Raw genomic sequence first — 19,341 nt, forward strand, 5'->3', positions numbered from 1 at the left:
AGGCCTGTGGGAGCCTCCGGCGGGAGTTTAAGGGGCAAGATGAAGTCAAAGTGCGGTCCAGCCGCCATCGACGCTGATGGTGGTGCCGGTGATCTGTGCCGCGGCATCCGAACACAGGAACACGGCGGTGCCGCCCATCTGCTCGGTGGTGGCGAATTCCTTGCTGGGCTGACGGGTCAGCATCACGTTCTGGATCACCTCTTCGCGGGTCATCTTGTATTCGCGCATCGTGTCGGGGATCTGCTTTTCGACGATGGGCGTCAGCACATAGCCCGGACAGATCGCGTTGACGGTGATCGGGTCGGTGGCGGTTTCCAGTGCGACGGTCTTGGTCAGACCGACGATGCCGTGCTTGGCCGCGACATAGGCCGATTTGTAGGGCGACGCGGTCAGACCATGCGCCGAGGCGATGTTGATGATCCGGCCCCAGCCGCGTTCGCGCATGCCGGTGACGGCGGCGGCGCTGGTGTGAAAGGCCGAGCTGAGGTTGATCGCGATGATCGCGTCCCACTTGTCGATCGGAAATTCCTCGATCGCGGCGACGTGCTGGATGCCTGCGTTGTTCACCAGAATGTCGCAGCCGCCCGCGGCCACGACCAGACGGCGGCAGTCTTCGGCCTTGGACATGTCGGCCTGGATATAGCGGACGTCGACCCCGAGGCTGCGGGACAGTTCGGCGGCCAGGTCGTGATCCTCGGGCGAATCGGTAAAGCTGTTGAGAACCAGATTGGCCCCCGCCTTGCCCATCTCCTTGGCCACGCCAAGGCCGATGCCCGAGTTGGAGCCGGTGATGACGGCGGTCTTGCCGGAGAGGTCCATTGTGATGGCCATGGGATATGCTCCTTGTTGCGTTGCAATGTGCTGCGCCAACTCTGCCATGCTGCACCTGCAATAGGAACGGCAAGATGACGCCCGACCGGCGACAGCCAAAAAAAAACGCCAGCACGAAGCTGGCGTTAAGTTATTGAGGCAGGTTTCATACAGGCAAGAAACCTATCGAGCAGTGACCCCTTTATAAGCAATCTGTGGCTCAGGGCCAAGCTAAAAGTTTGAAAACACCTGAAACCCCAGTTACCGCTGGGTCTAACAAAACAAGGGCAGAAGGGAATTGTCTCCAATATGGGCTTCTATATTTTCCAAAACGGACTTCGCAACCTGATCTCGGCGGCACTGATTCTCGGCTGCGGTGCTGCGGTGTCCGAGCCCACGCATGGCATAGCTATGTACGGCGACCCCGCCCTGCCACCTGATTTTGTGTCCCTGCCCTACGTGAACCCGGACGCGCCGCGTGGCGGGTCGATCGTTCTGGGCAACACCGGCGGGTTTGATTCGCTCAATCCCTTCGTCCGCAAAGGCAACGCGCCCTGGCAGCTGGCCGACTTCACCCACGAAAGCTTGATGGGCCGCTCCCTGGACGAACCGTTCACTTTATACGGTCTTCTGGCCGAATCGGTCGAGGTGTCCGAGGACCGCACCGAGGTACGTTTTGTCCTGCGCCCCGAGGCTGCGTTTTCCGACGGCACCCCGGTGACGGTCGAGGACGTGATCTGGAGCTACGAGACACTCGGCACCCAAGGGCACCCGAAATACCACGGGCTCTGGGCGCAGATCACCTCGATCACCCAGGACGGGCCGCGCGCGGTCAAGATCACCTTCGATCCCGGCAACCGCGAACTGGCCCTGCTGGCGGGCATGCGCCCGATCCTGAGCAAGGCGCAATGGGAAGGCCGCGATTTCGCCAATGCGCCGCTGGCCGATGTGCCGCTGGGCAGCGGGCCCTACGTGGTCAGCGATTACGAAGGCGGCCGGTTCGTGCAACTGACCCGCAACCCCGACTATTGGGGCGCGGACGTGCCGGTGCGGCGCGGCACCCATAATTTCGACGAGATCCGCATCGACTTCTACGGCGACGGCACCGTCCTGCTGGAAGGGTTCAAAGCGGGCGAGATTTCCGCCATCCGCGAATTCAACGCCGAACGCTGGGCCTCGCAATACGACTTCCCGCGCGCGCTCAGCGGCGATGTGGTGCAATCAGAGATCCCGCATGGCAAACCGTCAGGCATGACCGGTCTTGCGATGAACACCCGCCGCGCGCCCTTCGACGACTGGCGTGTGCGCGCAGCACTGATGCACGCGTTCAATTTTGAGTATATCAACGACACGCTGACCGGGGGCGCGCAGCCGCGCATCACGTCGTATTTCTCGAACTCGGCCCTTGCGATGCAGACAGGGCCCGCGTCGCCCGAGGTGGCCGCCTTGCTGGAGCCTTACGCGGACGATCTGCCCGAGGGTACGCTGGACGGCTACGCCCTGCCTGTCTCGGACGGCACCGCGCGCAACCGCGCCAACCTGCGCAAGGCCACGAAGCTGCTGCAAGAGGCCGGGTTTTCCGCCGAAGGCGGCACCCTACGCGGCCCCGATGGCACGCCTTTCACCTTCGACATCCTGTTGCCCAAGGGCAGCACCGAAAACATCGCCATCGCCGACATCTATGTGGGCGCGCTGGCACGGCTGGGCATCACCGCGGGCATCGAAACCGTGGACGACGCGCAGTTTCTGGCACGCACCAACAGCTTCGATTTCGACATGACCTATTTCCGCCGCGCCCTGTCGCTCTCGCCCGGCAACGAGCAGCGCTATTACTGGAGCAGCGAGGCCGCCGAGGCCGAAGGCTCGCGCAACCTGCCCGGTATCGCAAGCCCGGCTGTCGATGCGATGATCGACGCGATGCTGGGGGCCGAAGGACAGGATCAGTTCGTCACGGCCACCCGCGCCCTCGACCGCGTGCTGACAGCGGGGCGCTATGTCATTCCGTTCTGGCAGTTCACCGAAGGGCGCATCGCCCACGTCCGGCAAATGAAACACCCCGATTTGCTGCCGATCTATGGCGACGGGCCGACGTACATGCCGGAAGTCTGGTGGTGGGAAGAATGATGCCACCTGTCTGCAACAGCGAGGGACCAGCGCCGTGCCAGTGAACATCCTTGTGCTTGGCACCCGAAACGCGACCCGGTCGATCTTGCTTGAATCCATCCTCGATGATGCCGGCATCGGACGCATCCGCGCCTTTTCGGCAGGCTTGCGTCCGCAAGGGCGCGTGCATCCGCACTGCCTGAAGCTGCTGGACGAGATGGAGATGGAGACAGACCCCCTGCGACCCAAAAGCCGGGACGAGTTTACGGCAAGCGGCGCGCCGGTGATGGACGTGGTCATCTCGGTAAGCGGCTCTGCCGCAGATGAAATCAACCTGCAGTGGCCGGGTTCGCCTGCCATGGCGCACTGGCCCGTCGCAGACCCCGCCGCCACGCCCGAAGCCCGATGGGACGACGCGTTTCAGACCACGTTCGAACGTCTGAACCGCCGGACGCAGGCGCTTCTGGATCACCCGTTCGAGACGATGGAGAGAGACGCGCTTGAGAAGCTGTTGAAAGAGATCGGCAGCCTGGATTGACAGGCCACCGCCTTGGTCACGCTACAGCCAATGCCGCTGTTCCCGCACCTTGCAACGACGCCGCGGTCGGTCTACCGATCAGCCATGTTGTCAGTCTTTGCCCAAGGGGTGCATCCCCGCTGCCCCGCCCCGTTCAACATGGCCGCTCATGTCCTGCGCGCAGGCGATACGCGCCGTGATCAGCTTGCCCTGAGCATCCTGCACGACGGGCACGACGGGCACGACGACCAAACCGAGGACTGGAGCTTCGGCGCGCTGATCGCCGCCATTCGCGGCACCGCGACGGGGCTTTTGCGCCATGCGCAGCCCGGCCAGATGGTGCTGATGCGGCTGGGCAATACCGTCGATTTTCCCATCGCTTACCTGGGCGCGATCTGGGCCGGGCTGGTGCCGATCCCCACCTCGGCTGCACTGACCGACCCCGAAGTCGCGGCAATCCTGGCCGAACTGCCCGTCGCCGCGATCCTGCGCGATCCGGGCGTCGATTGCCCCGACGATGCGCGCTGCATCCCGCTGGACGACCTGCAGGCGATGCGCGCCCTGCGGCCTGCCGAGGCCGCGATGGGCGATCCCGACAGGCTGGCTTACGTCATCTATACCTCCGGCACCTCGGGCAAACCGCGCGCCGTGGCCCATGCGCACCGCGCGATCTGGGCGCGCGGCATGATGCACCAGGGCTGGTACGGGCTGCGCGCCGACGACAGGCTTTGCCACGCGGGCGCGTTCAACTGGACCTACACGCTGGGCACCGGCCTGATGGACCCGTGGACGCTGGGTGCTGCCGCGCTGATCCCCGCTCCCGGCACGCCTGCGCAGGCGCTGCCCGACCTGCTGGCCCGCCACCGCGCCACCATCTTCGCCGCCGCACCCGGCGTCTTTCGCCAGATGCTGAAAGGGCGCGATACCCTGCCCCGGTCCATGCTCCTGCCCGATCTGCGCCACGGGCTAAGTGCCGGGGAAAAGCTGCCCGACCGCATCCGCGATGCCTGGTCTGCAGCCACCGGCACGCCAGTGTTCGAGGCTTTCGGCATGTCGGAATGCTCGACCTTCATCTCGGCCAGCCCGACCAACCCGGCGACGGACGGCGCATCGGGCCAGCCCCAGCCGGGCCGCCACATCGCCATCGTGGACCAGACAGGCACACCCCGACCCATCGGCCAGCCCGGCATCATCGCCGTGCACCGCAGCGATCCCGGCCTGATGCTGGAATACATCGGTGCCGCCGAGGAGACCGCGCAGAAATTCGCTGGTGACTGGTTCCTGACCGGGGACGAGGCGCAGATGGATGCCGATTATCAGGTGACCTATCTGGGCCGCGCCGACGACATGATGAACGCAGGCGGCTACCGCGTCTCGCCCATCGAGGTCGAACAGGCACTGCTGTCACACGACGGCATCACCGCCGTCGCCGCCACCGATGTGCTGGTCAAGGCCGACACCCGCGTGATCGCGGCCTTCTACACCGGGCCCGCACCGCTGGACCCCGACGTGCTCAAGGCCTTCGCCGAAACCCGTCTTGCCCGATACAAGCGCCCGCGTCTCTACGTGCATGTCGACGCATTGCCCACGGGTGCCAACAACAAGATCCTCCGCCGCAAGTTGTGCCGCGACTTCGACGCAGGCAAGATCACGGTGCCCTGAGCCAAGGGGGTGCATCCGCGCGCAAACCCCGCTATGTGGCAGCGTGAAAGAACGCAAACAACCAAGGTGACCCCGATGCCAGCCGCCGCGATCAAGCTCGATATCATGTCCGACCCGATCTGCCCCTGGTGCTATATCGGCAAATCCTATCTGGACCGCGCGCTGGAACAGAACCCCGACCATCCCTTCCAGATCGAATGGCATCCGTTCCAGCTGAACCCCGACATGCCTGCCGAGGGGATGGACCGCCGCGCCTATCTCGAAGGCAAGTTCGGCGGCAAGGAAGGTGCGGTGAAAGCCTATGCACCCGTGGTGGACCACGCGAAATCCGCCGGCCTCAAGATCGACTTCGAGGCGATGCAGCGCACGCCGAACACGCTGGACGCGCACCGCCTGATCCACTGGGCCGGGATCGAAGGCCGCCAGACCGCCGCCGTCTCGTCCCTGTTCAAGGCCTATTTCGTCGAAGGCCGCGACATCGGCGATGCCGACACGCTGGCCGATATCGCCGACAGCATCGAAATGGACGCAGCCGTGGTGCGCCGGCTTCTGGCATCGGACTCCGACCGCGAGATGATCATCGAGCGTGACGCACACAGCCGCAAGATGGGGATCACTTCGGTGCCGACCTTCATCGTCGCAGGCCAACATGCAGTGCCGGGCGCGCAACCACCCGAGCTGTGGTCGAAGGTGATCGCCGAACTGGCCGCGCAAGAGGGCTGACCCGCCATCTGCCCAACGGCATAAAAACAAGTGGAAAATCAAACCCGCCTGCCGTACTCTTGACGCAACGAGGGGCAAAAGCCCCCGGCGACAACGATAAAAACAAACCAGTTGAGCGGGTAACATGGCACACACACAGGCAGCACCCTTCGGGGTGCGCAGCGTATTCATTGCATCTTCTGACATCACCACGGGCGATTGCCTTGCCCGAATGCAGCGGTGCGCCCGATGACCCGCACACCTGTCACCGTCCTGACTTACGGCAGTTTCGACATGTTCGACCAGGGCGACGTCCGCCTGTTGCAGCGCCTGTCACAACTGGGCGACACCCTGATCGTCGGCTGCGCGACCGATGCCTACACCAGGGCACGCGGCATCCATTGCACCATGCCCTTCGTCCGACGCCGCGAGGTTCTGGAAGCCTGCCGTTTCGTCAGCCGGGTGATCCCCGAGACCAGCTTTGACCAGAAACGCTCCGACATCGTGAACTACGATGTCTCGGTCTTCGCCATGGACGACAGGTGGACCGGCCAGTTCGACGATCTGGGTGACCTCACGCGGGTGATCTACCTGCCGTATGCGTCCGACCTGACACCGGAAGAGCCGTTCCAGCGGCAGATTTCAGCCGCCTGAGACCTGCAATCGCTTGATCCGCTTCGCTATATTGTGATCCTGAAAACGCTGGGATAAACCTGCGCGTGCATGACGCCGTTGCGCGCCACCTCCAGGAGCCCTCAGCCCATGACCCCCACCCCAAGGCCCACCATTGGCCGCGTCGAATTCATCGCGCTGATGGGCATGATGTTCGCCACCATCGCCTTTTCCATCGACGCTATGCTGCCCGCCCTGCCGCAAATCGCTGACGAGCTGACGGGCGGCGATGCCGCACAGGCGGCGCTGATCCTGACGGTGTTCCTGATGGGCATGGGGCTTGGCACCTTCTTTACCGGTCCGCTCTCGGACGCGCTGGGACGCAAGCCGGTGGTCTACGGCGGTGCCGCGCTTTACATCGTGTCCGCCGCCGTCGGCTGGTACGAGGACAGCTTCGCCATGGTGCTGGCCGCCCGGTTCTTTCAGGGCCTCGGTGCCGCCGGTCCGCGCGTGGTGGCGCTGGCGATCATCCGCGATCTTTATGCGGGCCGCGGCATGGCGCGGATCATGTCAATCGTGATGATGATCTTCACGCTGGTGCCCTCCGTCGCCCCCGCAATCGGCGCGCTGATCATGGGCCTGACCGGCTGGCGCGGCATCTTCGGCGCCTTCGTGGTGTTTTCCGTGATCTCCGTCGGCTGGCTGGGGCTGCGCCTGCCCGAAACCCTGCCCCACGCAAACCGTCGCCCCCTGCGTCTGCGGCTGATGCGCGATGCGGTCGTCGAGATGTTTCGCCACCCCACGGTGCGGCTGTCGATCATCGTGCAGACCCTGATCATGGCCATGCTGTTCAGCACGCTGATGCTGATCCAGCCGATCTATACGGATGTGTATGGGCGCGGCGCGAGCTTTCCGTTCTGGTTCGGGCTGGTGGCGCTGATCTCTGGCCTTGCCAGTCTGACCAATGCGCTGGTCGTGGTGCGCCTGGGCATGCGGCGTCTGGTGACCTGGGCGCTAGGCACGCAGATCGCATTCGCCTGCGTCATGCTGGTGATGACCCGCCTGAACCTGTCGGGCGAATTCTACATCTTCCTGATCTGGCAGCTGTCGCTCTTTTGCACCGCCAGCTTTTCCGTGGGCAACCTCAACGCCATCGCAATGGACCCGATGGGGCATATCGCCGGCATGGCAGCCTCGGTGATCGGCGCGTTTTCCACGCTGGCGGCGGCGGCCATCGCGTCGCCCGTGGCACTGTTCTACGACGGCACCGCGCTGTCGTTGATGATCGCCGTGATCCTCTTCGTCTCGGGCGGCTATGCGCTGATGCTGTGGATGGGCCGGATCGAAAACCGCGACTGACGCGATCAGGCCCTTTTCTTGGTCTTCTTCTTCTCCGCCACGACCTTTTCCGCCAGATCGCGGGCGATGGCAAAGGCCCCCTTGATCTTGTCGCCTTCGGACTTCCAGTCGCGGCGCACCACGATCTTGTTGTCCTTGACGCGTGCCAGCCCGCGCTGATCCTGAATGAAGGTGACCAGCCCCTCGGGCGAGGCGAACTTGTCATTGTGGAACTGGATCGTGGCCCCCTTCGGCCCGCCGTCCAGTTTCGAGATCCCGGCGCGTTTGCACATCGCCTTGATCCGCACCACCAGCATCAGCGTGTTGACCTCACGCGGAAGCGTGCCGAAACGGTCGATCAACTCGGCGGCAAAGCCTTCCAGCTCGACCTTGGTGCTCAGCCCGCTGAGACGGCGGTAGAGCCCCAGACGCACATCCAAATCCGGTACATAGTCTTCGGGAATAAGGACAGGAACGCCCAGATTGATCTGCGGCGCCCATTGCTCGTCGGCCTCGCTCAGGCCTTCCATCTCGCCCGCCTTGATCTTGGCAATCGCCTCTTCCAGCATCGACTGGTACAACTCAAACCCGACATCGCGCATCTGGCCCGACTGTTCCTCGCCCAGCAGGTTGCCCGCGCCGCGAATGTCCAGATCCTGGCTCGCCAGCGTAAAGCCCGCACCAAGCGTATCAAGCGAGCCGAGCACACGCAGCCGTTTCTCCGCAACCGGCGTCAGCTTGGCACGCGGTTTGGTCGTAAGATACGCATAAGCGCGGGTTTTCGACCGGCCCACCCGTCCGCGAATTTGATAGAGTTGCGCCAGCCCGAACATGTCGGCACGGTGCACGATCATCGTGTTGGCAGTGGGAATATCCAGACCGCTTTCGACAATCGTGGTGGCCAGCAACACGTCGAACTTGCCGTCGTAAAAGGCGTTCATGCGGTCATCCAGCTCGCCCGCCGCCATCTGGCCGTGCGCCACGACATAGGACAACTCCGGCAATTGCGCCTTCAGGAACTCCTCGATCTCGGGCAGGTCCGACAGGCGCGGCACCACATAGAACGACTGCCCGCCGCGATAATGTTCGCGCAGCAACGCCTCGCGCACGGTCACCGCGTCGAATTCGCTGACATAGGTGCGGATCGCCAGACGGTCGACGGGCGGCGTGCCGATGATCGACAGATCGCGCACCCCCGTCAGCGACAGTTGCAGCGTGCGCGGGATCGGCGTCGCGGTCAGCGTCAGCACATGCACGTCCGAACGCATCTGCTTCAGCCGTTCCTTGTGACCGACGCCAAAGTGTTGTTCTTCATCAATGATCAGCAGGCCCAGCTCCTTGAACCGGGTGTTCTTGGCCAGCAGCGCATGAGTGCCGATAACAATGTCGGCAGTGCCGCGCGACATCGCCTCGCGGGTGTCCGACGCCTCCTTTGTGCTGACGAACCGGCTGAGCGTGCGCACCTCGATGGGAAAGCCGCGAAACCGCTCCGCAAAGCTTTTGTAGTGCTGCCGCGCCAGCAGCGTCGTGGGCGCGATCACCGCCACCTGCACGCCTGCCATCGCCGCCACGAAAGCCGCGCGCATCGCCACCTCGGTCTTGCCAAAGCCGACGTCGCCCACCACCAGACGGTCCATAGGCGCGCCGCTCGTCAAATCCTCGATCACGTCGCCGATGGCCTTCAGCTGGTCGTCGGTTTCCTCATACGGAAAGCGCGCGCTGAATGCGTCCCACATGCCGGGGGGCGGCTCAAGCACAGGTGCGCGGCGCAACGCACGCTCGGCCGCGATGCGGATCAGCTTGTCGGCCATCTCGCGGATGCGCTCTTTCAGCTTCGCCTTTTTCGACTGCCATGCGCCACCGCCCAAGCGGTCCAGCAGCCCCTCGTCGTGGCCGTATTTCGACAGCAGTTCGATGTTCTCGACCGGCAGGTACAGCTTTGAATTCTCTGCATATTCCAGCAGAAGACACTCATGTGCTGCCCCGGCGGCGGTGATCACCTCCATGCCGTGATAGCGCCCGATGCCGTGATCCACATGCACGATCAGATCGCCCGGCGTCAGGCTGGTCGCTTCGGTCAGGAAATTCTCGGCACGCCGCTTGCGCTTGGGCTGGCGGATCAGCCGGTCGCCCAGCACGTCCTGTTCCGAGATCACAGTCATCTGCTTGCCGTCCACCGGCCCCTCGAACCCGTGTTCCAGCGCCCAGACCACCAGATGCAGGCCCCGTTTGCCGATCCGCGTGGCGTCGGTGACGGGGATGGTCTCGGCCAGCCCCTCATCCTCGATCAGCCCGCTCAGCCGTTCACGCGCCCCTGCGGAATAGCTGGCGACAACCACCGGGCCATCTGCAAGCTTCGCTTTGATATGCGAGGCCAAAGCCCCGAAAAGGCTCAGGCTTTCCTGCTGACGCTCGGGCGAGAAATTGCGCCCGATGCGCCCGCCTGCGTCCACCACGCCGGGGCCCGTCGCCTGCGCCAGCGCGCGAAACTGAACCAGACGGCGGCCTGCAACAGCGGCCTCCCATGCGGCATCGTCCAGATACAGGCCCTGCGGTGGCGCGGGTTTGTAAACCGAATCCATCTTCGAGCGGTTCAGCATCGCCAGCCTGCGCGTCTCGTATTGGTCGGCGATCGTGTCCCAGCGTGCCAACCGCGTCGGCGTCACCTGATCGTCCAGCGTGATCGCCGCATCGGGCAGGTAATCGAACAGCGTCTCAAGATGATCGTGGAAGAACGACAGCCAATGTTCCGCACCCTGATGCTTGCGCCCTGCGCTCACCGCCTCATACAGCGGATCGTCAGTGCCCGCCGCGCCAAATTCCAGCCGGTAGTTCTGGCGAAACCGCGTCACCGCCGCCTCGTCCAGGATCACCTCGGACACCGGGGCCAACTCGATCACGTCCAGCTTTTCAGTGGTACGCTGCGTCGCGGGATCGAACCGGCGCGCGCCGTCCAGCACGTCGCCGAAGAGATCCAGCCGCACAGGCCCCAGATCGCCGGGCGGATAGATGTCGATGATGCCGCCGCGCACCGCGTAATCGCCGGGCTCGGTTACCGTGGGCGATTGCACGAACCCCATACGCACCAGAAATCCACGCAGGGACGCATCGTCGATCCGATCCCCCACACGTGCCGAAAACGCAGCCTCGCGCAGCACCGACCGCGCAGGCAGCTTTTGGGTGGCCGCGTTGATCGTGGTCAGCAGCACGAACTTGTCCGGCATGCCGTGCACAAGCGCGGCCAGCGTCGCCATCCGCTGCGCCGAGATGTCGGCGTTGGGCGACACCCGGTCATAGGGCAGACAGTCCCATCCGGGAAAGACGACCACCGGCACGTCGGGGGCAAAGAACCGCAGCGCATCGCGCATCGCCGCCAGCCGCTTGTCGTCGCGCGCCACGTGGGCCACAGGCACGCCCCGCGCCAGTTCGGCCAGGATGCGGGTGGCGTCGAACCCTTCGGGCGCGCCGGATACGGTGATGTGTGCGGGATCAATCATAAGCGCGCTTCATGTGGGGCAGACCGGCACGCTGTCAACCGCCCAGAACCCCAAGGCTGAGGTTTTGATACATCCCCCAGAGCGCGGTGACGAAGATCGCCAGCATGCCCACCGCCTGCGTGTAGGTGCGGTGCCGGGTCAGACGCCGGCGCAGCCCCTCTCCGCTCAGCTGGTCACGCTCGATCAGACGCGCGGTGGACAGGTTCAAAGCGCCCACCAGCGTCATCGGAAAGGCCAGCAAGAACAGCGCCTGCGCGAACTCGATCCGGTAGATCCAGCCCAGCAGCCCCAGCATGGTCAGCACGAAACACACGATGCCCAGCATCCACAGCCCCGACAGTCGCACGATAAAGAGAAACCGGTTGACGTTGATGCGCACCAGATCTTCGAGATCTTGCTCGACCTGACCACCGGCCTTGCGCGCGCGCGACACCATGTCGAAGGGCACGCCCAGAACCCAGTGGCTGGCCGTGGACCACACCACGGCAAGGGCGATCCAGAACCAGAGATTGGAAAAGGACCGCATGTCGATCAGCTCGAAAATTGTTTGATGCCAGTTCAACGCCAAAGCCTTTTGCGTGGATATCGCTTCTCTTACCGCTGCGTCGCACCAATTCCTACCCTTGCACGGTGCAAATTTACGTGGCACCCAAGAATGACTTTCAAAAAGGCTCCCTTATCATGCGCCCAACGCTCGCTCCCTTTCCCGCCACCCGGCTGCGCCGCACCCGCACCACGCCACAGATCCGTGGGCTGGTGCGGCAGACCACGCTGTCGGTGGATGATTTCATCTGGCCGGTCTTCGTGCGCGCGGGCGAGAACATCATGGAGCCGATCGCCTCGATGCCCGGCGTTTACCGCCGGTCCGTCGACAAGGTGGTCGAGGCCGCCCGCGAGGCCGCCGATCTGGGGATCAACGCGATCTGCCTCTTCCCCTATACCGGGCTGGAAGAGCGCACCGAGGACTGCACGGGCGCATGGGACCCCGACAACCACGTCAACCGCGCGATCCGCGCGATCAAGGCGGCGGTGCCCGACATCGCGATCATGACCGATGTGGCGCTGGACACCTACAACATCAACGGCCACGACGGCTTTGTCGAAGCGGGCGAGATCGTCAATGACCGCTCGGTCGAGGCTTTGGTCAAGATGGCGGTGGCCCAGGCGGATGCGGGTGCCGATATCATCGGCCCGTCCGACATGATGGACGGGCGGATCGGCGCGATGCGCACGGCGTTCGAGGCGGCGGGCCACAGCAACGTGATGATCCTGAGCTATGCTGCAAAATACGCCAGTGCGTTCTACGGGCCCTTCCGCGATGCGGTGGGTGCGTCGGCGGCCCTGACCGGCGACAAGAACACCTATCAGATGGACCCCGGCAACGCCGACGAGGCGATGCGCCTGATCGAACGCGATCTGGCCGAGGGCGCAGACATGATCATGGTCAAACCCGGCCTGCCCTATCTGGACATCTGCCGCCGTGCCCGCGACACGTTCGGCGCGCCGACCTTCGCCTATCAGGTGTCTGGTGAATACGCGATGATCCAGGCGGCGGCACAGAACGGCTGGATCGACGGCGACCGGGTGATGATGGAAAGCCTGATGGCCTTCAAACGCGCAGGCTGCGACGGCATTCTGACCTATTTTGCGCCCGCGGCGGCACGGCTTCTGGCCAAACGTTGAGGCATCGGCGCGCCGTTCGCCTATCAGGTCTCTGGTGAATACGCGATGATCCAGGCAGCAGCACAAAACGGCTGGATCGACGGTGATCGGGTGATGCTGGAAAGCCTGATGGCCTTCAAACGCGCAGGCTGCGACGGCATTCTGACCTGTTTCGCGCCCGCGGCGGCGCGTTTACTGGCCAGCCGTTGAGGCATCGGTGCGCCGCTCCTGCGTGCACGCGCTCCGAAGGTCGGTAAAATCAGGCACCGCTCCGCCCATCGGCGCCTTCGCGCGTGACAGGTGGCGATCTTGCGCCTATAGTTTCGGCCAAGACCGGATAACCGGCAGCAGAGCAACAATCACAGGCGGTTCACAATGACCCTATCCACCCTCTCACGTCGGGCCTTTGCCCTCGGCGCTCTCTCATCGACGGCAGCTTTGGCAGCATGTGGCAACGGCATCGGCGGGCGTGGTCCCGGCATGATCGACGCGCGCGTCGACGCGACATTGGCAGAGATGTACCGTCTCTACCCCAACACGCAGTCGCTGGCACAAAAAGCCACCGGCATGCTGGTGATGCCGCTGGTGACCGAAGCGGGCCTGGGTCTGGGCGGCGCTTATGGACGTGGGGCACTGCGGGTGAACAACGCAACGGTGGATTATTATTCCGTGACGAAGGCATCGGGCGGCTTGCAGATCGGCGCGCAGCAATATGCGCATGTGCTGTTCTTCATGACCCAGGACGCGCTGACAGGGTTCCGCCGCTCGCCCGGCTGGGCTGCGGGGGCGGATCTGGAATACGTGATTTCCGACCAGGGCGACAGCCTGAACGCAGAGACCACGACCGCGCTGGCTCCGGTGCTGGCGGCGGTGTTCGGACGCGCGGGCCTGCGCCTCGGTGCGACGCTGGAAGGCACCAAATATTCGCGGATCATTCCCTGATCCCGCATTAGGGCAAAACGGGCCCAGACGTTTTTTGGGCCGCGACGCCTCACACCTCGAAACCTGTCATCGAACGCCCGCCCACGCGGCGGGTGTTCTGGTCCGGGAGCGTCCCTGTTCACGCCGCGCGACCTGCGTATCCGGCCCGTCCGGGCATCAACCGGCTGGTGCGGTCCTCGATGACGAAGACACTGCTTTCGATATCGTTGATGACCTGGCTCAACTGTCGCTCTGCGCGGTGCAGACGCTCGACGATTTCGTTCAGACCATCGACGTTGGATGCATATTTCGACTGTTCGATCTTGCACATGACCCGGCTCATCTCCAGCCCCGACATCACCCGGCGCATGTCGGTGGACATGCCGCGATAGACCGAGGCAGCCTCCATCACCTTGACCACCGATATGTGCTCGCGCTGCATGCAGTCGGCCCGCAGCGCAGACAGCCGGTCGGCCTCGACGCTGACATCGACACCGTTGACGGCCGCGTTGCTGCGAAACTGGTCTACCACCTCTTGAATCAACACGCGCGCGCCTGCGTTAAAGCGCGCCATGCCAGTGTGGGTCGCGCCCTCTCTCACGGCGTTGCGGAACCGTGTCAGGATATTGCCCAATGAATGTGCCATGACCTGATGGTTGTTGGAAATCACGCTGATCGGTCCGTTCGCCCCCTCCAGGCTGCGGGCCTGAATGCTGAGGTTGTTGGGAATAAGCGCCGTGCTGTGAAAGATCTGATCGACCTTGTCGCCGTAGATGCCCATATCCTTCACCGCCTCGGAGAGCCCGCCCATCGCTTGCAGGGCCGGATCGAAACGCCGCCGCAAGGTATCGCTGCGCGCCTCAAGCTCCTGGGCCAGCGCGATGCTCATGAAGGATGCATAGCTGGTGAAACCAAGCTCCTTCAACTTGTCCAGCAATGCGGCATGCGATTGCTCGGGGTTCAGCCTGCCCGACAGTTCCTCGGCCCGCAGGGCGGCATAGAGCGGACGCACCTTTTCAAACAGCGCGCTGCTGGGTTTCAGCCGCATCGACAGATATCCGTCCTCCAGCGGCAGGACGACCGCGAACACCCAGTAATGCGTGTGATCGGTCGCCAGGTTCTTGACGTAGGACCCGATGGACCGGCCCGCCGCAATCTCCTCCCACATCAGGTGGAACACACCCGACGGCATGTCGGGGTGGCGCACGATCTTGTGCGGGGCCCCGTTCAGCGCCGACCAGGCGTGCCCGGAGACATGTACAAACACGCTGTTGGCGGCCTGAATGACACCGCGCGCGTCCGTGCGCGAGAAAAACAGGTTTTCAAGAGTGAAACGGTCCGTGTCGCGGGTGGGGTGATCAGTGGACAAGGTGCTGCTTTCAATTGGAGTGATTTGAAAGCAGCTTATCCCATGTAAAGTTTCCGATCGGTTAAGCCTGACAGGCAATAACCGGCAAAGATCGCGGCTTTGACATCAAAGCCCGCTCTCTAGCCCGCCCTTCAACCTAATGCGCGCAGACGTTTGATCAGGCTCGAGGTGTCCCAACGCCCGCCGCCCTGTTTCTGCACATCTTTATAGAACTGGTCGACCAGCGCGGTCACCGGCAACGACGCGCCGTTCTCATCTGCGGTATCCAGACAGATGCCCAGATCCTTGCGCATCCAGTCCACCGCAAAGCCGTGGTCGAACTTGTCATCCAGCATGGTCTCGTAGCGGTTCGCCATCTGCCAGGACCCTGCGGCACCCTGGCTGATCACCTCGACCACCGCGCGCCCGTCCAGACCCGCCTTTTCGGCGAAATGCAGCGCCTCCGACAGGCCCTGCACCAGACCGGCAATCGCGATCTGGTTGCACATCTTGGTCTTCTGGCCCGCGCCGCTTTCACCGATCCGGCGGCAGATCTTGGAATACACCTCCATGATCGGCAGGGCGCGGTCATAGGCACCCTGATCGCCGCCGCACATGATCGACAGCGCGCCGTTCTCGGCCCCCGCCTGCCCCCCGGAAATCGGCGCATCGACAAAGCTGATCTGCGCTGCATCCGCCGCGGCATAAAGCTCGGCTGTGACCTGCGCCGACACGGTGGTGTGGTCGATGAATATCGCACCGCCGGTCATGCCCTTGAACGCGCCCTGATCGCCCGTGCAGACCGACCGCAGATCATCGTCGTTGCCCACGCACGAGATCACGAAATCGGCACCTTTCGCCGCCTCGAACGGAGTTTTCGCCAGCGCGCCGCCGTGGTCGTCGACCCAATTCTGCGCCTTGGACGTGGTGCGGTTGTAGACGGTAACGTCGTGACCGGCCTTTTTCAGGTGTCCCGCCATAGGTGCGCCCATCACGCCCAAACCCAGAAATGCCAGCTTTGCCATTCGATCTTCCTTTTACGTGGATGTTGCCTATCGCTTGCGCCTTTCCTATCAGTCAGGCACATCGGGTCAACTGTGCAAGCAAAGTGAGAGACCGTCTATGGCTGTGGTATTTCGGTGGTTGGTGCGTTTGACCGCCGGGCTTATCGTGTTGGCGGTGCTGGGTGTCGGGATGATCTATTATCTCGCCTCGCGGTCCCTGCCCGACTATGACGCGACGCTGCAGGTGGCGGGTCTGGGCGCGGATACCGAGATCGTGCGCGACAATGCCAACGTGCCGCACATTCTGGCGCAAAGCGATGCCGACGCCTTCTTTGCGCTGGGGTTCGTGCATGCACAGGACCGGCTCTGGCAGATGATGCTGCTGCGGCGCACCGCGCAGGGGCGCCTGTCGGAAGTGTTCGGCGCCGAGACGGTCGAAACCGACAGCTTTCTGCGCCGGTTGGATATCTACCGGCTGGCCGTGCAATCGGTGTCGGCACAGACACCCAAGGCGCTGACCGCGCTCGAGGCCTATTCCGCAGGGGTGAACGCGCGCATCACCCAGATCAACGCCGAGGCGCTGGGACGCGGCGCGCCCGAATTCTTCGTGTTTCCGATGTCGCTTGCCCCCTGGCAACCCGCCGACAGCATCGCCATCGGCAAGCTGATGGGGCTGCAACTGTCGGGCCAGCTTGACGCCGAAGTGCTGCGCGCGCGGATGTCGCTGGCGCTGCCAGACCCTGAGCGGCTGGTGGATATCCTGCCCGATGCGCCCGGCACCGGCGTGGCCGCACTGCCGGAATATTCCGCGCTGGTGCCGAATGTGCCGCGTTATGCCGCCGCCACGCCGCAGCGGATCGACCCGCTGTCGCCCTTCGGGCCCGAGGCCTTTGCCGGTGCGTCGAACGCCTGGGCGGCTGACCCGTCGCGTTCAGCGTCGGGGGGCACATTGCTGGCCAACGATCCGCACCTTGGCTTTACCGCGCCCGGCATCTGGTATCTGGCGCGGCTGGACCTGGCGGCAGGTGGCGTGATCGGGGCCACGATCCCCGGCATGCCCACGGTTCTGACCGGGCGGTCCGACGACCTGGGCTGGGGTGTCACGGCGGCCTATGTCGACGATCAGGATCTGTTCATCGAAGAGCTGAACCCCGACAACCCCACGCAATACCGCACGCCCGACGGCTGGAAGGACTTCGAGACCCGCAAGTCGATCATCACCATCAAGGACGCCGAGCCGATCACGCTGACCCTGCGCTGGACCGACAACGGCCCCGTGCTGCCGGGCAGCTTCAAGAACATCGGCACGGTAACGCCTTCGGGCCATGTCGCGGCGCTGAGCTGGACGGTGCTGTCGCCCAATGACACCACGGTCAGTGCCGCGGTCGAGCTGATGTCGGCGCAAAACGTGGCCGAGGCGATCAATGCCGCCGAACTGGTGATCGCACCCGCGCAGAACCTGACGCTGGCCGATCAGGACATCATCGCGATGAAGACCGTGGGCGCCGTCCCGCGCCGCGACGCCGCGCACCAGTCGAAGGGGCGGATGCCGTCGCTGGGCTACCTGCCCGAGAACCGCTGGCAGGGGGTGATGCCCTTCGCGTCGAACCCCGGTTTTGTCGCCCCCCTGGGCGGTATCCTGGGCAATACCAACAACAAGACGGTCGACCGGCCCTTTCCCAATCACCTCAGCTATCGCTGGGGCGACACCCAGCGCATCCAGCGCTGGCAGCGGCTGATGCAGGCGCGCCAGGTGCACACCCGCGACAGTTTCATCGAGGCGCAGCTGGACACGGTCAGCGCCACGGCACGCACGCTGCTGCCGCTGATCGGGGCCGAACTGTGGTTCACCGAAGAGGCTGCCCCCGACGGCACCGCCGAACGCCAGCGCCAGCGGGCGCTGACACTGCTGGCCGACTGGAACGGCGAGATGAACGAACACCTGCCCGAGCCGCTGATCTATGCCGCATGGCTGCGCGCGCTGCAGGACCGGATGGTGCGCGACGATATCGGGCCGCTGGCAAACGAGCTGCGCCACGTCGAGCCGCTGCTGATCGAGCGCGCGTTCCGCGACGTGGACGGTGCCGCGTCCTGGTGCGACGTGCGCCGCAGCGCCCCGGTCGAGACCTGCCCCGACATGGCCCGGCTGGCGCTGGACGACGCGCTGCTGTGGATCGGCGAGACCTATGGCACGCAACTGGAATCGCTGCGCTGGGGCGATGCGCATCAGGCGACCCACGACCATCCGGTTCTGGGCAGTGTCCCGCTGCTGCGGTATTTCGTGAACATCCGTCAAAGCACGTCGGGCGGCGACAACACCCTGCAACGCGGGCTGACGCGCGGTGGCTCGGGTGCCGATGCCTTCGAGAACGTGCACGGCGCGGGCTATCGCGGGGTCTATGACTTTGCCGATCCCGACAGTTCGGTCTTTATCGAATCGACCGGCCAGTCCGGGCATTTCCTGTCGCGCCACTATGACGACATGGCGCAGCTGTGGCGGCGCGGGGAATACATCCCGATGTCGCTGGATCAGGGTCTGGCGCGGGCAGCATCGGTGGGGATCACCCGGCTGGAACCCGCCGCACCATGACGACGCTCTTGTTCAACAAGCCCTTCGGCGTGTTGCCGCAGTTCACCGACAAGGGCAGCCCGACGACCCGGCCGACCTTGTCGGATTATGTCGACGTTCCCCAGGTCTATCCGGCCGGACGGCTGGACCGCGACAGCGAGGGGTTGATGGTGCTGACCTCGGACGGTGCGCTGCAGGCGCGGATATCGCACCCGAAGTTCAAGCAGCCCAAGACCTACCTGGTGCAGGTCGAGGGCACGCCGACCGAAAGCCACATGGCGCACCTGCGCGCAGGTGTGACGCTGAAGGACGGGCCCACCCTGCCCGCCAAGGCCCGGCTGATCGACGCACCCGAATGGCTGTGGCCGCGCAATCCGCCGATCCGCGTGCGCAAGACGGTGCCCGACGGCTGGATCGAGCTGACCCTGACCGAAGGCCGCAACCGCCAGGTGCGCCGGATGACCGCCCATGTCGGGCTGCCGACCCTGCGGCTGGTGCGCGTCAGCATCGGCGAGTGGACGCTGGATGGGCTGGAAAACGGCAGCTGGCGGCGCATCGAGGTTTGAGGCGCGGAGTGTTGAGAGGGCTTTGGGGGG

15 protein-coding genes and 1 pseudogene are annotated in these 19,341 nt (G+C 64.3%); 11 read left to right on the forward strand and 5 right to left on the reverse strand.

Annotated elements, in window-relative coordinates; all coding sequences use genetic code 11:
- Positions 1–45 precede the first annotated feature (45 nt).
- Entirely contained in the window at positions 46–819 is a 774-nt protein-coding gene (locus NTA49_RS11805) for a 3-hydroxybutyrate dehydrogenase (RefSeq protein ID WP_258295087.1), read from the reverse strand.
- Between the two features lie 402 nt (positions 820–1,221).
- On the opposite strand from NTA49_RS11805, the gene NTA49_RS11810 reads away from it, so the two are divergent.
- The 6 genes from NTA49_RS11810 to NTA49_RS11835 all read left to right on the forward strand — a co-directional run bounded on the left by NTA49_RS11810 (position 1,222) and on the right by NTA49_RS11835 (position 7,765).
- Positions 1,222–2,934, forward strand: a complete 1,713-nt coding sequence (locus NTA49_RS11810; RefSeq protein ID WP_261368287.1) for an extracellular solute-binding protein — start codon at positions 1,222–1,224, stop codon at positions 2,932–2,934.
- 34 nt (positions 2,935–2,968) lie between these two features.
- Positions 2,969–3,451: an arsenate-mycothiol transferase ArsC gene (locus NTA49_RS11815; protein WP_258294988.1), complete on the forward strand. Its 483-nt coding sequence runs from the start codon at positions 2,969–2,971 to the stop codon at positions 3,449–3,451.
- Positions 3,452–3,535: 84 nt separating this feature from the next.
- The gene (locus tag NTA49_RS11820) at positions 3,536–5,092 is read left to right on the forward strand and encodes a class I adenylate-forming enzyme family protein (protein ID WP_258294989.1); all 1,557 of its coding nucleotides are present in this window, start codon (positions 3,536–3,538) and stop codon (positions 5,090–5,092) included.
- 75 nt (positions 5,093–5,167) lie between these two features.
- Positions 5,168–5,815 (forward strand): DsbA family oxidoreductase, encoded by a 648-nt coding sequence (locus tag NTA49_RS11825; protein ID WP_258294990.1) that lies wholly within the window; start codon positions 5,168–5,170, stop codon positions 5,813–5,815.
- A 228-nt stretch (positions 5,816–6,043) separates the two neighbouring features.
- Positions 6,044–6,448 (forward strand): adenylyltransferase/cytidyltransferase family protein, encoded by a 405-nt coding sequence (locus tag NTA49_RS11830; protein WP_258294991.1) that lies wholly within the window; start codon positions 6,044–6,046, stop codon positions 6,446–6,448.
- Positions 6,449–6,556: 108 nt separating this feature from the next.
- Positions 6,557–7,765, forward strand: coding sequence for a multidrug effflux MFS transporter (locus NTA49_RS11835; RefSeq protein WP_258294992.1), 1,209 nt, complete (start codon positions 6,557–6,559; stop codon positions 7,763–7,765).
- Between the two features lie 5 nt (positions 7,766–7,770).
- On the opposite strand, the gene mfd is transcribed toward NTA49_RS11835, so the two are convergent.
- Entirely contained in the window at positions 7,771–11,241 is a 3,471-nt protein-coding gene (gene mfd, locus NTA49_RS11840; protein WP_258294993.1) for a transcription-repair coupling factor, read from the reverse strand.
- A gap of 34 nt (positions 11,242–11,275) precedes the next feature.
- Entirely contained in the window at positions 11,276–11,803 is a 528-nt protein-coding gene (locus NTA49_RS11845) for a hypothetical protein (protein ID WP_258294994.1), read from the reverse strand.
- A 119-nt stretch (positions 11,804–11,922) separates the two neighbouring features.
- On the opposite strand from NTA49_RS11845, the gene hemB reads away from it, so the two are divergent.
- From hemB to NTA49_RS11860, 3 genes and pseudogenes are all read left to right on the forward strand, one after another.
- Complete coding sequence (gene hemB / locus NTA49_RS11850) at positions 11,923–12,924, forward strand: porphobilinogen synthase (RefSeq protein ID WP_258294995.1); 1,002 nt, start codon at positions 11,923–11,925, stop codon at positions 12,922–12,924.
- 6 nt (positions 12,925–12,930) lie between these two features.
- Positions 12,931–13,113: pseudogene (locus NTA49_RS11855) on the forward strand (porphobilinogen synthase); the annotation flags it as partial.
- 165 nt (positions 13,114–13,278) lie between these two features.
- Positions 13,279–13,845, forward strand: a complete 567-nt coding sequence (locus NTA49_RS11860; protein WP_258294996.1) for a lipid-binding SYLF domain-containing protein — start codon at positions 13,279–13,281, stop codon at positions 13,843–13,845.
- A gap of 118 nt (positions 13,846–13,963) precedes the next feature.
- Here NTA49_RS11860 and NTA49_RS11865 read toward each other — a convergent pair whose 3' ends face one another.
- Together NTA49_RS11865 and NTA49_RS11870 are read right to left on the reverse strand one after the other, a co-directional pair.
- Entirely contained in the window at positions 13,964–15,193 is a 1,230-nt protein-coding gene (locus tag NTA49_RS11865; protein ID WP_258294997.1) for a hypothetical protein, read from the reverse strand.
- Between the two features lie 131 nt (positions 15,194–15,324).
- A complete protein-coding gene (locus NTA49_RS11870; RefSeq protein WP_258294998.1) occupies positions 15,325–16,197 on the reverse strand; it encodes an NAD(P)-dependent oxidoreductase in 873 nt (290 codons plus the stop codon).
- A gap of 97 nt (positions 16,198–16,294) precedes the next feature.
- On the opposite strand from NTA49_RS11870, the gene NTA49_RS11875 reads away from it, so the two are divergent.
- Both NTA49_RS11875 and NTA49_RS11880 read left to right on the forward strand, forming a co-directional pair.
- Positions 16,295–18,766, forward strand: coding sequence for a penicillin acylase family protein (locus NTA49_RS11875; protein WP_258294999.1), 2,472 nt, complete (start codon positions 16,295–16,297; stop codon positions 18,764–18,766).
- On the forward strand, positions 18,763–19,311 hold the full coding sequence (locus NTA49_RS11880) for an rRNA large subunit pseudouridine synthase E (protein WP_261368281.1): 549 nt from the start codon (positions 18,763–18,765) through the stop codon (positions 19,309–19,311). The genes NTA49_RS11875 and NTA49_RS11880 overlap by 4 nt, the downstream gene beginning before the upstream one ends.
- Positions 19,312–19,341 lie beyond the last annotated feature (30 nt).

Source organism: Pseudosulfitobacter koreensis (genome assembly GCF_024733015.1).
Taxonomy (GTDB): domain Bacteria; phylum Pseudomonadota; class Alphaproteobacteria; order Rhodobacterales; family Rhodobacteraceae; genus Pseudosulfitobacter; species Pseudosulfitobacter koreensis.